This window comes from Rhodococcus sp. FW305-130 (assembly GCF_058788335.1).
In genome coordinates this window covers 1-1,019 of the sequence record NZ_JBYTAP010000025.1, presented here as the reverse complement: position 1 = coordinate 1,019, position 1,019 = coordinate 1, and the positions used below count along the sequence as shown (strand labels likewise).

The following is a 1,019-nucleotide window of genomic DNA, read 5'->3' as shown; positions in this document are numbered from 1 at the left end:
TCGGCACTCAGAACGGCGTCGACATCCCGCCCGTCCGGCAGACCGACATCGATACCAGTGGGTGTGGCGCGGAGTTGGATACGGTGGTCTGCAGCCGAGATGTTCACCGCCGCTGTCTGATCGGCTGGGACACGGCCGGTGAACAAGGCCGCGAGGGCCAGCGACATCCACTCGGGCCGGAACTCGTCGTCTTCTGGACCGCGGATCATCAGCGGCGTCGACCACCGGATCAGTCCGTTGATCGGCTCGCGGAGTTCGGCACCCCACGGTGTCAAGGCGTAGGTGATGGCATTCCCGTCTTCGGACAGGCGTCGTTCGATCACGCCGGTGGCCTCGAGGTCGCGTAGACGGCCGGCCAACAGGTTGGTGGCGATGCCGGAGAGCGCTTCGCGCAGGTCACCGTATCGAGCGGGACCCAGCAACAATTGTCGGACGATCAGCAAATTCCACCGGTCACCGATCACATCGAGAGCGCGGGCGAGTCCGCAGTACTGGCCATAGTCGCGGCTCATAACACCTGCTTTCTAAAATAAAGTGTGCTTCACTATATCAACCATCTTTGCGAGGGGCGCGCATGACGATCACAACAAGGCCATCCTGGGTCGACGACGACCTGTACCCGTTCGAGAGTCGATACGTCGACATCGACGGAAACACCGTCCACTACGTCGACGAGGGATCCGGCCCCACATTACTTCTGCTGCACGGCAATCCGACCTGGACATTCCTCTGGCGCGAGGCGATCAGTGCGCTCCGCTCCGACTTTCGATGTATTGCCCTCGACTATCCGGGCTTCGGCCTCTCGACCCCCAAGCCCGGCTATCGCTACTTCCTGAGGAACACGCCGACGTCGTCACCGGATTCGTCGACGCACTCGGCCTTGACGACGTCACGTTGGTCGGCCAGGACTGGGGCGGGCCGATCGGACTGGCCGCCGCCCAGCGGCGACCGGGTGTTTTCGATCGACTGGTTCTCATCAACTCCTGGGCGTGGCCGGTCAACGGGATTCTCCACTTCGA

The 1,019-nt window shown here is 62.6% G+C and carries 2 protein-coding genes and 1 pseudogene; 2 read left to right on the top strand and 1 reads right to left on the bottom strand.

Going from position 1 to position 1,019, the window contains the following annotated elements; genetic code table 11:
- The coding region (locus AC3WQS_RS31325; protein WP_492713599.1) for a winged helix-turn-helix transcriptional regulator at positions 1–512 on the bottom strand (512 nt) is incomplete at its 3' end.
- A gap of 62 nt (positions 513–574) precedes the next feature.
- Here AC3WQS_RS31325 and AC3WQS_RS31320 point away from each other — a divergent pair.
- Positions 575–769, top strand: a pseudogene (locus AC3WQS_RS31320) (alpha/beta fold hydrolase); the annotation flags it as partial.
- Positions 769–1,019, top strand: a 251-nt coding sequence (locus AC3WQS_RS31315; protein ID WP_492713600.1) for an alpha/beta fold hydrolase, incomplete at its 3' end; no start/stop codon positions are given. The pseudogene AC3WQS_RS31320 and the gene AC3WQS_RS31315, both read left to right, overlap by 1 nt.